This is a genomic window from Phyllobacterium sp. 21LDTY02-6 (genome assembly GCF_023554255.2).
In the GTDB taxonomy this organism is placed as follows: Bacteria; Pseudomonadota; Alphaproteobacteria; order Rhizobiales; family Rhizobiaceae; genus Phyllobacterium.
Map to the genome: position 1 here is coordinate 101,451 of NZ_JAMJWD020000005.1, position 13,807 is coordinate 115,257.

12 protein-coding genes are annotated in these 13,807 nt (G+C 56.8%); 6 read left to right on the top strand and 6 right to left on the bottom strand.

The genetic code is table 11. From position 1 onward, the window contains the following. Positions 1-75: 75 nt before the first annotated feature. The 6 genes from M8997_RS17165 to M8997_RS17190 all read right to left on the bottom strand — a co-directional run bounded on the left by M8997_RS17165 (position 76) and on the right by M8997_RS17190 (position 6,731). Entirely contained in the window at positions 76-849 is a 774-nt protein-coding gene (locus M8997_RS17165) for an ABC transporter ATP-binding protein (protein WP_250015962.1), read from the bottom strand. Further along, on the bottom strand, positions 846-1,799 hold the full coding sequence (locus M8997_RS17170; RefSeq protein ID WP_250015963.1) for an iron chelate uptake ABC transporter family permease subunit: 954 nt from the start codon (positions 1,797-1,799) through the stop codon (positions 846-848). The genes M8997_RS17165 and M8997_RS17170 overlap by 4 nt, the downstream gene beginning before the upstream one ends. After that, complete coding sequence (locus M8997_RS17175) at positions 1,792-2,754, bottom strand: iron chelate uptake ABC transporter family permease subunit (protein ID WP_250015964.1); 963 nt, start codon at positions 2,752-2,754, stop codon at positions 1,792-1,794. The genes M8997_RS17170 and M8997_RS17175 overlap by 8 nt, the downstream gene beginning before the upstream one ends. Before the next feature lie 83 nt (positions 2,755-2,837). Then, positions 2,838-3,782 carry a siderophore ABC transporter substrate-binding protein gene (locus tag M8997_RS17180; protein WP_250016081.1) on the bottom strand — a complete coding sequence of 315 codons (945 nt, stop codon included), beginning with the start codon at positions 3,780-3,782 and terminating at the stop codon, positions 2,838-2,840. A 19-nt stretch (positions 3,783-3,801) separates the two neighbouring features. Beyond that, positions 3,802-4,698 carry an alpha/beta hydrolase gene (locus M8997_RS17185; protein WP_250015966.1) on the bottom strand — a complete coding sequence of 299 codons (897 nt, stop codon included), beginning with the start codon at positions 4,696-4,698 and terminating at the stop codon, positions 3,802-3,804. Between the two features lie 56 nt (positions 4,699-4,754). After that, positions 4,755-6,731 carry a TonB-dependent receptor domain-containing protein gene (locus M8997_RS17190; RefSeq protein WP_250015968.1) on the bottom strand — a complete coding sequence of 659 codons (1,977 nt, stop codon included), beginning with the start codon at positions 6,729-6,731 and terminating at the stop codon, positions 4,755-4,757. A gap of 335 nt (positions 6,732-7,066) precedes the next feature. Here M8997_RS17190 and M8997_RS17195 point away from each other — a divergent pair, with 335 nt between their 5' ends. The 6 genes from M8997_RS17195 to M8997_RS17220 all read left to right on the top strand — a co-directional run bounded on the left by M8997_RS17195 (position 7,067) and on the right by M8997_RS17220 (position 13,794). Further along, positions 7,067-8,542: a glycosyl transferase family protein gene (locus M8997_RS17195; protein WP_250015970.1), complete on the top strand. Its 1,476-nt coding sequence runs from the start codon at positions 7,067-7,069 to the stop codon at positions 8,540-8,542. A gap of 96 nt (positions 8,543-8,638) precedes the next feature. Further along, positions 8,639-9,649, top strand: a complete 1,011-nt coding sequence (locus M8997_RS17200; RefSeq protein ID WP_250015972.1) for a LacI family DNA-binding transcriptional regulator — start codon at positions 8,639-8,641, stop codon at positions 9,647-9,649. 19 nt (positions 9,650-9,668) lie between these two features. Next, positions 9,669-10,946, top strand: coding sequence for an ABC transporter substrate-binding protein (locus M8997_RS17205; protein ID WP_250015975.1), 1,278 nt, complete (start codon positions 9,669-9,671; stop codon positions 10,944-10,946). A gap of 111 nt (positions 10,947-11,057) precedes the next feature. Then, positions 11,058-11,909 (top strand): carbohydrate ABC transporter permease, encoded by an 852-nt coding sequence (locus M8997_RS17210; RefSeq protein WP_250015977.1) that lies wholly within the window; start codon positions 11,058-11,060, stop codon positions 11,907-11,909. Continuing rightward, positions 11,906-12,727, top strand: coding sequence for a carbohydrate ABC transporter permease (locus M8997_RS17215; RefSeq protein ID WP_250015979.1), 822 nt, complete (start codon positions 11,906-11,908; stop codon positions 12,725-12,727). The genes M8997_RS17210 and M8997_RS17215 overlap by 4 nt, the downstream gene beginning before the upstream one ends. Before the next feature lie 11 nt (positions 12,728-12,738). Then, the gene (locus tag M8997_RS17220) at positions 12,739-13,794 is read left to right on the top strand and encodes an ABC transporter ATP-binding protein (RefSeq protein ID WP_250015981.1); all 1,056 of its coding nucleotides are present in this window, start codon (positions 12,739-12,741) and stop codon (positions 13,792-13,794) included. Positions 13,795-13,807: the final 13 nt, after the last annotated feature.

Genomic DNA, 13,807 nt, shown 5'->3' on the forward strand with positions numbered 1-13,807 from the left:
ATGCCACGTCAATCTGGATTGCGGGCAATGACAGCCGCATTTCCGATTTCTGATGGCCGGCCACAGATATGACGATTATCGCTTGTCAGGTGTGGACCAGTAAACGCCGATACGTTTGCCATCGATGATTTCGACTGGGATTTCCATCTCGTAAATATTACCAAGGATGTCCGGTTGAATGAGATCATCCGGTGATCCCTGGTGCAGTATCTTGCCTTGACGCATGGCAACTATGTGGTCGGAATAGCACGAGGCGAAGTTGATGTCGTGGAGAACCACCACGATGGTTTTGCCTAATTCATCTGCTGCACGGCGCAATAGCTTCATCATCATGACCGAGTGTTTCATGTCGAGATTGTTAAGCGGTTCGTCAAGCAATACATAATCCGTGTCCTGGCACAGGACCATCGCCAGAAAGGCACGCTGCCGCTGCCCGCCGGAAAGCTCGTCCAGAAAGCGTCCACTTAATTCTTCAAGCCCGAGATACCCGATAGCCCGTTCGACGTGCTTGCGGTCTGCTTCGTTCGGGCGGCCTTTCGTGTGGGGATAACGACCGAACATTACAAGGTCACGCACAGTAAGGCGGGAATTGATTACATTCTCCTGTCGCAATATCGAAAGGCGTTTCGCCAGTACGTCGTTAGGCGTCGTGGTCACGTCAAGGCCAGAGACTGTCACCCGCCCTTTGTCCATGGGGAGCAGACGGCTCACCATGGAGAGCAGTGTGGATTTTCCTGCCCCGTTTGGCCCTATGATGGATGTGATGCCGCGAGCAGGCAGGCTGAGGGTCACATCATCGACAACGAGTGTACCATCATAGGATTTACTGACTTGGCTGATTTCGATCAACGTGCATGCCCCTTGACGAGAAGGATAATGAAGACCAGACCGCCCAGGAACTCTATGATAACGCTAAGCGCGGTGTTGAATGAGAAGACCCGTTCGAGCACCGTCTGCCCGCCGACAATGCAAAGAATTGCAAGCAGCACTGCCACTGGAAGAACAAACCGGTGCTTTGCAGAACCTGCGATCATGTAGGCAAGATTGGCGACAAGCAGCCCAAAAAAAGTGACCGGTCCCACAAGCGCAGTCGAGACCGAAACAAGCACTGTGACCATGAATAGAATCCTGCGTACCACACGGTGGTGATCAACGCCCAGATTGATTGCCGGATCACGCCCTAGAGAGAGGACGTCGAGGACGTGAATGAAGCGCAGTCCGTATAACGACACGGCAATGACGATACAGGCTGATATGATCAGGATATCGCTGTTGATCGTATTGAAACTGGCAAAGAAGCGGTCCTGCAAAACAGCAAACAGGTTGGGATCGAGCATTCGCTGCATCAGATTGGAAATGCTGCGGAAGAATACACCGCAAACGATGCCGACAAGCATTACGAGATGCAGGCTGCGCGCGGCACCTGAAAATAGCCAGTGGTACAGTGCACCGGCGAAGATTACCATGATGAAGGTTTCTGCCAGGAACCGCACGTTTGGCCCGAGCCAGTCGATGTGTACAGCACCGAAAAAGAAAACCACCAGCGTCTGGATCAGGATATAGAGCGCGTCGAAACCCATAATCGAGGGAGTGAGTATGCGGTTATTGGTTACTGTCTGGAATAATACGGTCGAAACAGCAATCGAATAGGCCACCAGCACCATCGCTGCCAGTTTGGTACCCCGGAAGGACAGGATGAATGCCCAGCCACCCTTAGCTCCGATCGTCATGAAGGCGATGGCGGCAATCAGGGTGAGCAGGCAAAGCAGCGATAGGAGGAAGGCAGGGCGTTTACGCAAATCGCGAGCCCCGCCGCAACAGGAGATAAAGGAAAATAGCGCTCCCTGTCACACCCATCATCGTGCCGATGGGAATCTCGTAGGGATATCGGATCAACCGGCCCGCAATGTCGCATGCAAGGACAAGCCCGGCACCGAGGACTGCAACCCATGGCACTGCACGACGCATGTTGTCGCCGACGAACAGGCTGACGATATTTGGAATGATAAGCCCGAGGAACGGTATCGAACCGACGGTGACTACGACGGAGGCGCTGACCATCGAGACTATGATGAGACCGAGCGTGACAACGTGACGATAGTTCAGGCCGAGATTCGTGGTGAAATCCTCGCCCAGTCCCGCAACTGTAAAGCGATCAGCCGCAATATAGGACAATACCGTCAGGAAAAAAGCCAACCATAAGAGCTCATAGCGTCCGCGAAGCACTCCCGAGAAATCGCCAACAGTAAATGAATTGAGCGATTGTAGAAGGTCGAAACGGTAGGCGATGAAGGTGGTGATCGCGCTGACAACTCCACCAAGCATAATTCCGACGAGCGGAACTACCAGTACAGAGCGCAACGGAATGCTGCGCAGGATGCGAAGAAACAGGGCGGTTCCTGCAAGTGCGGTAAGAGAAGCCACAAGCATTTTGCCGAACACAGGCGTTTGAGGCGCAAACAGAATGACCAGCAGAACACCGAGGCTTGCCGATTCCACGGTCCCCGCTGTCGAGGGTTCCACGAAGCGATTGCGCGTCAGCATCTGCATTATCGTACCGGAGACAGCCATTGACATGCCGGCGAGGACAATCGCGAGAGTGCGTGGAATACGGCTGACCAGCATGACTTCGGCCGCGCGGTCAGTGCTTCCTACGCCGAAGAGTGTACCGAGTGACACGTCGCTCACACCAATAAACAGGCTGATGAAAGCCAGTATGACAACGACGGCTATGGCTGCAGCGAGTCTCGTCACACCTATTTCCTGCCTTGTTACCTGGTCGTGGCTTCGGAACGCCGGATGAAACAGCTGGTCCGGATCGACTGATTGATGAGCTGTTACTTTGCGTTGTCGAAGGCAGCGGAAATCTGCCTGATCGTTTGGTGCAGTGCTCCCAACCCTCCGCCAATGAGATACCAGTTCTGCGCGTTCAGATAGACCACCTGGTCCTTCTTCCAGGCATTGGTCTGGCGGACCAGTTCGTTGTCGAGAACCTGCCTTGCCGAGTTGCCTTCGCGCCCGATTGCGGCATCGCGGTCTATCACGAACAGCCAGTCAGGATTTGTTTCGAGGATGAACTCCGAGCTAACGGGCTGACCATGATTGCCAATGGAAAGATTCGGAGCTGCGGGCGTGACGCCCAGGCTATCATGCAGAATGCCAAACCGCGATCCGGGGCCGTAGGCACTGATCTTGCCACCGGAGGTCAGGATGAGAAGGCCATTCCCCTTGTTTGCAGCCTTGTTCCTTAGCGCTGCCAGTTCAGCGTCGAGCTTTTCGATTTCCGTCTTCGCGCCGGCTTCCTTGCCAAACAACTGCCCAAGCTTCTCGATATTGGCTTCCGTGCCGGCAATAAAATTCTTGGCATCAAGCGTCAGGTCGATCGTTGGCGCGATTTTTGACAATTCGCCGTATTTCGAGGCCGACCGCCCGGCCACAATAATGAGGTCCGGTGCCGCGGCGTTCACGGCTTCATAATCCGGCTCGAACAGCGTGCCTATTTTTGCATAGTCATCGCCTTGGTATTTTTTCAGATATTCGGGAAACGATATGCCGCTCGGCACGCCGGTCACCCTGACACCCAGGCGATCAAGGTTGTCGAGCGTTCCCAGATCGAAGACCAGCACTTTTGCTGGAGAGGCTGGAATCGCAGTTTCGCCTTGGGCATGCTTGACGGTTATGTCAGCTGCGTTCGCAGTCGAGACAAGGCTTAACGCCAAGACGGCAGCGCCACACATGCGGGCAAGCCTTTGACCGATATTCATTGTATTCGATCCTTTCATCAATTCTGTTCGCTCCGGTTCAGTTCTTTTCACCGCCGGGCTTTTGTCCAAGCAGCATAAAATTCATCGTATCGCGCACTGTCAGCGGAATCATCGAGCCGTGGCTTTCATCGCCAAAGCGATGAGCGGCCGTTTCCATTCGGAGCAGCCCGGAAAGCTCCTGCAGGATATCGGAGCCCGAAGGCCCGCCACGCAATTTCTTCAAGCGCTCCTCGTCCTGCGTTGTCTGTCCGGGGCGTGTGCTGCGCTTGCCTGATGTTTCGACAAGAAGGCGGACGGGTAGTGGCGATTGCTTGAACCGCTCGATGAAACGATCCTTGTCTTGCAGGATTGAACGATCGTTCCACCAGATCGATGGATCAGCAGCGCTATAGCTCTGGAATGAACTCGTGTGATTGAACAGCACATAAAGTGTAAAAAGCCCGCCCAGCGAGTGTCCGAACAGACCCTGCCTGCCTTTATCAATCTCGAAGCGTTTCTCGATTTCCGGCTTCACCTGTGTCTCGATGAAATGAAAGAATTTATCGCGTCCGCCGGTTTTCGGCACACCGGTCTGTACGGGAATCAGCTCATCCGGCGTTGGCGGAGTGAGATCGAAATATCGTAGCCGAACGATCTCTTTCCGATCGCTGGAAGGGTAGCCGATTGCGACGATCACGGCCTTCAAGTCGGTGTTTTCCGCCATATGCTTTGCTGCGATCGGTAGCATGCGGTTGCCATCGGTCATGTAGACAACCGGATATCCACCGTCAGGCGCCCTTTCAGTAGGCGCAGCAGTAAATATGCGATAGGTAATGCCATTGGCTTCCATATCGAAGGAAGCAATGACGGGCTCCGCTGCCCGCGCGGCAGAAGCAGCAAGTATGATCGCCACGATGACGCAGGCCTTTTTTTTGATATTCTTCAGAGGGCTCATGAGCGAATCCATGCAGGATACCAGCCGACAGCTGCTGGCACCGTGCTACTCCAGATCTAGAACTGCGATGTCATGCTGACCCAAAACCGACGGCCATCAACCACGGTGTTGAAGTCATCTACGCCAACCCTCTTGTCGAAGACATTGTAGACGGCCGCATTCAGAGTAACGTTTTCGCTGAAATCATATGATCCGCCGAGGTCGAAAGTTGCGTATGGCTTGTACTTCCGTGCAACAACCTTGCCGTTTCGGTAAACAGGCTCGCCAGCAGTTCCGATCCGCGCCCCTGCATTGGTTTCCTCGCCGTGATAATTACCTGCGGCCCATACGCTGAGGCCGTCTACAGGCGTCGTCCAGTCGGCACGCAAGCTGGCCATATGCTTCGGGGTTCGCGCCAATGGCAAACCCATATATTCACCGGTCTGCTGTTCGGAATCGGTATAAGTATAGTTACCGCGCAGGCTGATCGTGTCGGTCGCTTCCCAATTGAAGGTCAGTTCCACACCCTGCATGACGGCTTCATCGATGTTGAAGCTATACCAGAGACGGTAGTTGCGGTCTTCGCTCCAGCGCACCGGATTGCCGTCGGCGTCCATCACCAGTGCATTGCTGATCTTGTCCTTGAAGTCGGTATAGAAATAAGTTGCACCAAGTCGAAGACCGGATTGGTTGTCCCAAAGGATGCTGGCCTCATAGCTCGTGCTCTTTTCCGGCTGGAGGTCGGGATCGCCGATGATGACACCGCAAGTGCCATTTGGACCATAGGAGCAACCGGCGCCGCCAGTAGCATAGGCATAGCCCGGTGCGATGGTGCGAATCTCCGGAGCCCGGAAGCCGGTGGAGATACCACCCTTGAACGTCAATTGCTCGTTTGCGTGCCAGACAGCATAACCGCGCGGGCTGAAATGTGATCCATAGATATCATGGTGATCCAGTCGCAGTCCGCCTGTGAGGGAAAAATCTTGAGTGATCCACCACTCATCCTCCGCAAAGAGGGCCCATTGATCGACGCTGAATTCTTCATCCAGGCCAGTCCGCCGTCCGGGGTTCTGGTCGGTCAGGACTGACTGCATGAACTGTCCGCCTGTAACGAGGGTATGATCTCCGTAGAGCTCAAAAGGCGTCGTGAACTTGCCGTCCAGCACCGAATTGCGGATCTGCGGCGAACGAAGGTTTTCGATGTAGCTTCTGGTCCCGTTGTCCCAATTGAAGTTGGTTCGCTCGGCTCGTTCCTGCTGGAACGAGAATTCGGACGTTGTGGGCCCCCAGCGACCCGTATGGCTGATCGACCAATGGTCGCGGTCGTTATAATTGTAGGAATCCGCGCCGGACGCAGCTGTGTTGCCGACAGTGGTTTCGCGGCGCAGGCGGGTCTTGCCGAGCTCCAATCGAATATCATGATCCTCGTTGGGCGTGATAGTGATGCGGCCGGTTACGTCGACGTCTTCTTGCTCAGGCGTACCACTGACGATGTTATCTTCCTCGCGCTTCAAGCCACGCCCCCAGATCTGAGCGCCAATAAGATCTGGAACCAGCGGACCGGTCAGGTAGTAGGAGCCCTGCAGCGAATTTCCGAACTTCGAATGTTCCTGGACTGTACCGTCGACTGTGAGCGAACCGCTCCATCGATCTGATACCTTTTTGGTAATGACATTGATGACGCCGCCCATGGCATCGGATCCGTAGAGCGAGGACATTGGGCCGCGGATGACTTCGATCCGCTCGATAGCGTTAGCTGGCGGCATGAAGCTCTGTTCGAAGCCGGAGTTGCCGTTGGTGCGTGCATCGCGGGTGCTCTGGCGCTTGCCGTCGACGAGAAACAGGGTATAGGAGCCGGGAAGGCCGCGAATGAAAACGTCTTTTTCAGCTGCAGAGCCGGTGACCGCGACGCCCTGAACATCCTTCAAGGCATCGGTCAGGTCCCGATACACGCCCTTTTTCAGCTCTTCTCCCGGAACCACGGTGATGCTCGCAGGAGCGTCATTGATGGTCTGCTCGAAACCCGTTGCGGTTATTACAATCTGTTTGAGCATGATTGTATCGCCGGATGTCGATCCCGTATCTGCAGCCGTTGAGGTTGTCTGTTCAGCAGCGGTTTCGACAGCTTGCGCAAGGGCGCTTGCCTGGCTCAGATATAGCACCGACGAAAGGGAGGTTCCTGCGAGTATCGTTCTATAAATGAACGATTTAATGGCCCGGCGACCATTCGTACTATTGCCTTCTGATCCCCGACACAGGCTGCTCATTTGTCCACCGCTTAAAGTTGAGTTGTTTACTCTCCTTATGTATGGCAATAAGGTGCCGTCAACGGCCATGTTTTATAAACATTCCAAATTTCAGAAATCGCAAATGGACGGGCTACAGCGCTGTGTCGAGCAAGCAGGTGAAACCGCAACAGCAGCCGGAAGGCGGAGAAAATGAGAACCTTCGCTTGGGGCAATTGCGTCTCCTGATTGCTTTTGACGCACTGCTTGTGGAAGGCAGTGTCGGCGGCGCTGCGAAGCAGATGGGATTGAGTATTGCCGCAATGAGCCGGTTGCTCGGCCAGATTCGCGAGAAGTTCAATGATCCCGTTCTCGTCCGTTCCGGGCGCAATATGGTCGCGACGCCGAAAGCTGAAGCACTGCGCGGGCGGTTGCGGCGCCTGGCCAACGAAGCTGAAACGCTTCTAAGCGCGGAGTTCGCGGAATCACCCACGTCGGACTTCGCAGCCCATCAAGGATGGAAACGCAGTAGCATTGTAGCAGCGCCACCGCTTGGTATCCGCAAAGTCGTTGCGCTTGAAAATCACCCGACGCCCGAACAGCTTGCTCGACAATTCGCCAGTATCCAGGACGAGAGTGACCCCTTGCGAAGGCTCGCAAAATATATCGCCGTGGTTGGACGGAGATCTGGTCAGACCCGCCCATTGGAAATATCGGAAGCAGAGGACGCCTTTTCGACGATCTTCGCTGGCAACGCCGATCCAATGCAGATCAGTGCGCTATTGAGGCTCATCCACTATCGCGGAGAGACCGCGACCGAACTGGCGGGCATGGCGCGGGCAGCTCGGCGAATGTACTCGGTGGATACGGGACTAAATATGCCGGCGCTTGATTGGCCAGCTTATCTGTCACCCAATTCCATGCAGTCGCCGTGGTTTATGCTCTCTGCTCTGCTGGTCGCCAGAGCTGGTTATCCCGTCGTCCTGCATGGCAATTGTGGTACAGGGGACGTTTCCGGCAAACTCGAGATTGCGGCAGAAGCAGTCAATATTCCCATTGCAACCTCGCATGCTCTTGCAGAAAGCGCATTGAAGACGCACAACATCTGTTTCATGCCCCTGGCTGGTTTCGCGCCCCAAATACAAGCACTTCTGGCGCTCTATCCACTGTTCGAGTCACGCTCGCCGATGAACAGTCTTGTTCATCTTCTTAATCCAATGCGCCTGAACGCATCGTTTCTCGGGGTTACGCAGCCCACATATCGTGAACTGCACCGCCATGCGGGGGGCATCCTAGGTACAGCCTCGATGTCTGTCGTGTCGAGCAGCCGGGATGTTGCCGAACTGGTTCCACATCACACGCATACGATCTACCGGCTTGTTGACGGTCGCGAAACGAATCTGCTGCTTCCAACGCTTTCCAAAGACAGGAGCGACAAGCATTCAAGCTTCAGCTCATTCGAATTCTGGTATGGCGTCTGGTCCGGCACGACGATGGATAAGAAGGCAGAGAATACGATCATTGCGACCGCTGCAATGGCGATGATGACGGCAACCAGTGCAGACGACAAAAGTTACGCGCAGTTTTTGGACAAGGCTGCGCAGCTTTGGCGCGTTCGTCACAGTCATCGAGCCGCCTGACCTCCTCGGCCTCGTCTCACGAATATCCATCCAAAACGTTTTGGAGTTGACTTCCAAAACGTTTTGGTTGATCTTCTTCGCATCTCGGGAGGAGACATGGCCAATCTCAAGCAACTTGCCCAATCGCTGGGGCTATCTATCACCACGGTTTCGCGTGCGCTGGATGGTTACGCCGATGTCTCTGCCACAACCCGCGAACGCGTGCGCCAGGCGGCCAAGCAGGCCGGCTACCATCCCAATGCTTCGGCCCGCCGGCTGCGCAAGCAACGGGCCGAACTGGTGGCCGTGACCCTGCCGAGCGAGCCCGGGCATATCGGTCCGGCCCATTTTCTCGAAATGCTTTCGGGTTGCGCCGAGCATCTCGCCGCCGCCGGTCTCAACTTGGTGATCGCACCAGTTCCCAGCGGTGAGAGCGAACTCGACATGTGCCGGCGATTTGTCGACGGCCAAAGAGTAGATGCCATGCTGCTGGTACGCACGAAGCGTCACGACGAACGTGTCGAGTTCCTGCAGTCGCGCGGTATTCCCTTTGTCACCAACGGCCGCACCGAGTCGACCATCCAGCACGCCTTTATCGATGGTGACGGCCTATCGGGGTTTCGTCGGGCAACGTTGCGTTTTTACGATGCAGGTCATCGTCGCATCGGTCATATCGCCGGCCCGCAGGCTTATTTTTTTGCGCATGAGCGCAAGAAGGGCTGGGAGGCGGCGATGAACGACTGCGCCCTGCCAACCGATCTGTGCATCGAGCAGGCGCCGACCGAGCAGGGCGGCTATGAAGCAGCTCTCGAGCTGCTAAATCGGCCCGACCGCCCGACGGCGCTGGTCTGTGCCACCGACGAAATGGCGATCGGCGCGTTGCGAGCGCTGCGGGAGGTCGATGGCGGCGATTTGATCAGCCTCATCGGCCATGACGACCTGCCGATCGGCGCATTCACCAGTCCGTCACTGTCGACGATGCGCATGACCGGCGGCAATCTTGGCCATAGTTTTGCATCGCTTCTCCTGCGCACCATTGCCGGCGAACCGCCCGAAACACTGCAAGAGCTGCACGCTATCGAGTTCGTCGATCGCGACAGCCACCATCGCTCGTCGCCGGTGGCCTGAACAAACCAAGGATGAAACAATGAAGCACCTTTTGTCATTAGCAATCCTGGCCTCAACCGCCATCGGTCTGGCCGTCCCTGCCACAGCGCAGACCGTATTCCTCTCGACCCAGTTGCGCCCTATCGAAGAAGCGACAGCCGTTCGTGAGGAACTCCTGAGCGGCCTCGACAAACCAGCCGATTATGTGGTCGAGGAACCGCCGCAATTTGCTGTGCGCATGGAGGCCGAGCAGCAGGCAGGCAAGCATACTATAAGCCTGGTCGGCGCCCTGCATGGCGAACTGTCGCCGCTGGCAGACAAGCAGACGCTGGAGCCGCTCGACGATCTGGCGAAAAAGCTTGCCGGCGCTGGCATGCCGCAGTCGCTGCTCGATCTAGGCAAGCTCGGGAAGTCCGAACAGCAGTACATCCCCTGGATGCAGGCGACCTATGTGATGGCCGCCAACAAGGATGCGCTGCAGTACCTTCCGGAAGGCGCCGACATCAATAAGCTTGACTACGACCAATTGATTGCCTGGGGCAAGAACATGGAGAAAGCCACCGGCGCCCCACAGATCGGCTTTCCGGCCGGGCCCAAGGGCTTGATGGCGCGCTATTTCCAGGGCTATTTCTATCCGTCGTTCACCGGCGGCGTGGTACGCACGTTCAAGAATTCCGATGCTGCAGCCGGCTGGGCCAAGCTGAAGGAGTTGTGGACCGTAGTCGCGCCTACCTCGACGAATTATGATTTCATGCAGGAGCCTCTGGCTTCAGGTGAAGTCATGGTCGCATGGGATCACGTCGCGCGCCTGAAGAACGCCATTTCCGCATCGCCCGACCAATATGTAGTCTTCCCGGCACCAGCCGGTCCGAAAGGACGCGGCTATATGCCGGTCGTCGCCGGCCTCGCCATCCCGAAGGGTGCGCCAGACAAGGACAATGCCACCGCGATCATCGAACATCTGGCGACCCAGGATGTGCAGTTGAAGACCGCGTCCCTGGTCGGCTTTTTCCCGACGCTCAACGTGCAACTGCCGCCGGATCTCGATCCGGGTGTCGCCCTTCTCGCCGGCGCCGTCACCGCCACCCAGAGCGCTCCGGACGCGGTGATTTCGCTGCTTCCGGTCGGTCTTGGAGACAAGGGCGGCGAGTTCAACAAAGTCTATATGGACGCCTTCCAGCGCATCATCCTGCAAAATGAACCGATCGACGCGGTCCTGAAGGCACAGGGAGATACAATGACCAGGCTGATGACCGATGCCAAGGCCCCGTGCTGGGCACCGGACGTCAAAAACGATGGCGCCTGCCCAGTCGAATAGACCAATCCTCACCCCGGGATGACCGAGCATGTTGTTGGCGGACGCGCAGGTACCGCCCGGCACCGCTCATCCTGGTTCCTCCCAGGTCTGCTTCCTGAAAAGCGAGAGTCGATGACCCAAAACCGATCCTGGATCCCCTATCTGCTGATCCTGCCCACCGTCTTCTTCCTGGGCCTGCTCTTCATCGCGCCTCTGGTCCAGACGATCTGGCTTGCAGTGTCCGATAACGGCATGCCGTCCCTCGCCAACATGCGCACGATGATGATCGACATCAATTTTGGCCGCTCGATCCTCAACACCTTTCTACTGACGCTCGTTGTCGTGCCGGTGCAGATCGCCATGGCGCTGGCCATGGGCACCATGGTGTCGAAGGTCAATGGCGGCCGCGAGACCATTTTGTGGATCTGGACGATCCCGCTTGGCATTTCCGATCTCGCCGCTGGCATGGTGTGGTTATCGATCCTGCAAAATACCGGTTATCTGAACACCTTGCTGTTCAGCATGGGCCTTATCGAGCGGCAGACGGCCTGGCTCACTTACCAAACGCCAGTCGCGCTGTTCGTCGGCATCGCCGTCGCCGAAATCTGGCGCGGCACAGCGATCGTCATGATCATCATCGTTGCAGGCCTCAACCAGGTGCCAAAGGAATTCAAGGAAGCCGCCGAGATTTTTGGCGCCAGTCCCTGGACGCGCTTCACCCGCATCACTCTGCCGTTGATCCGTCCCGCCCTGCAGTCGGCACTGATCCTGCGCACGGTGTTGGCCTTCGAGGTGTTTGCCGTCGTTTATGCACTTGGGGGGCGCAATTTTCCGGTCCTCGTCGGTGAAGCCTACAATTGGCAGAACCAGAACCAGAATTACAGCGTGGCCGCTGCCTATGCGGTACTGATCATGGTCATCTCGCTAATCGCCACCCTGTTCTATCTCAAGGTCATAAAGGTCGATCCGGAGCGTCTGCCATGAGCAATACGAGCTTTATCTCTGCACGCCGGCTCCTTTTGTGGAGCGGTATCGTGGCTCTTTGCGCCTGGGTCCTGGTGCCCATCTACCTGGTCGCGCTCGGTGCGTTGGGCGGGCGCTCCGGCGTATACCAGTGGCCGAAGTCCATCCTGCCCACAGGCGTTTCGCTGCAGCCGTTTTTTCTCTTCCTGAAGACGGAAGGCGTCGTCCAGTCGTTCCTGAACTCGCTTGGGGCGGCCGGAATCACCGTTGCGCTGTCTATTCTTCTCGGTGCGCCTGCGGGTTACGCGCTGGCACGCTATAATTTTCGCGGCAAGGACAGTTTTCGTATTCTGGTTCTTCTGACCCGCGCCTTCCCGCTGGCGATCCTGGCGCTGCCACTGACGGTTTCATTCATCCGTCTCGGGCTCTATGATACCGTCATCGGCGTCGGTCTCATTCATACGGTCCTGGCGCTGCCATTCGCTGCGCTGGTCACACAGGGCATTTTCCTTGGCGTGCCGCGCGAACTGGAAGAGGCCGCCTGGGTATTTGGCTGCACCCGCATCCAGGCTTTCTTCAAGATTGTTGCACCGCTGGCGCTTCCAGGTCTGGTCGCGACCGCCGTCTTCGCCTTCGTCATCTCCTGGAACGAGGTTTTTGCTGCCTCGGTGCTAACGGTGCGTAACCGCACGCTCACCGCCTATCTGCTGACGGTTCTGTCGGAAAGTCCGATGCACTACCGCTTTGCCGGTGGTCTGCTCCTCATCCTTCCTTCTGTTGTCTTCATCTTCGCGGTCAGGCGCTACCTCTTCGCGATCTGGGGCATCTCCTCCAAGTAACGGAATAACTCATGGCCAACATTGTCATCGACAGTATCCGCAAGGACTTCGGCACCTTCCAGGCGCTCAAGGAAGTCTCCTTGACAATCAACGACGGCGAATTCGTCTCACTGCTGGGACCGTCGGGCTGCGGCAAGACCACGCTGCTGCGTATCATTGCCGGGCTCGAAACCGGAACATCCGGCGATATTAGCGTCGATGGCCGTTCCATCGTCGGCCTGCCGCCAAAAGACCGTGGCCTGGCCATGGTTTTTCAGAACTATGCGGTGTTCCCCCATATGACGGTCTATGAAAATGTCGCCTTCGGATTGCGTATGCAGAAAGCCGATGAGGCTCGTGTCAAGAAACAAGTCGAGAAGGCAGCCGCTCTGCTGCATATCGAGCCGAATCTCGGTCGTTATCCTAACAAGTTGTCTGGCGGCCAGCGGCAGCGTGTCGCGGTGGCGCGTGCGCTCGCAGTGGAGCCCCGCGTGCTTTTGATGGACGAACCGCTTTCCAACCTCGACGCCTTGCTGCGCCTTGAGATGCGCACCGAACTGAAGACAGTGCTGCAGGCGGCCGGCACAACGACGATCTACGTCACACACGACCAGACGGAGGCAATGGGGCTGTCCGACCGTATAGCCGTCGTTCATGACGGCCGCATCGAGCAGGTCGGTACGCCGGTCGAGGTCTACAATCATCCGGCCACGCGCTTTGTCGGCAGTTTCATCGGCAACCCACCGATGAATTTCATCAGCATGCCAGTCACCGCTGGCCACGTGGCGATCGGTACCAAGCGGTTCGCGGTGCCGGCCGGCAGCGGTGACACCATCCTGCTCGGCCTACGTGGCGAGACGGTGGAGCGCGCGCCTCACGGACAGGGACTGGAAATGCAGGTGCGGGTGGCCGAGCCGATGGGTTCGCACCTGCTTCTAACCGGCAGCATTCTTGGTCAGGCCGCACGCGTCATTCTGCCTGCCACGGAAACTGTGCGGAATGGCGAGATGATCGGTCTTACGCTGGATGCCAAGCGTTTGACCTGGCTGTCGCCGGACAGCGGCATTTCCTATCCGGCAGCAGCCTGAGACATCTGGAGTT